Origin of the sequence: Citrobacter sp. TBCS-14 (assembly GCF_005280805.1) — a bacterium.
In the GTDB taxonomy this organism is placed as follows: Bacteria; Pseudomonadota; Gammaproteobacteria; order Enterobacterales; family Enterobacteriaceae; genus Citrobacter; species Citrobacter gillenii.
This window is the reverse complement of the sequence record NZ_SZWM01001015.1, coordinates 1-215: the sequence shown is the minus strand read 5'-3', so window position 1 is coordinate 215 and position 215 is coordinate 1. Positions and strand designations below refer to the sequence as shown.

Below are 215 nucleotides of genomic sequence, written 5' to 3'. Positions count from 1 at the left end.
GAGGCCGCGTCGCGGTTGCCGCCCATGGCGTAAACCTGACGGCCAAGACGGGTATAGTTCATCAGCACTGCGGTAAAGACGATCACCGCCGCCAGGCACAGCAGGGGCAGGGTCAGGCCGTAGTCGTAGCCATCTGCCGCGGTGAAGGAGAACCAGTTAATGCCGTTCATCCTTCCAACGATACCAGCGATACTCCTGCGGTCACACGTGATGCC

The 215-nt window shown here is 60.9% G+C and carries 1 pseudogene; it reads right to left on the bottom strand.

Annotated features, from left to right (window positions below):
• Nucleotides 1-215, bottom strand: a pseudogene (locus FDX22_RS22685) (hypothetical protein); the annotation flags it as partial.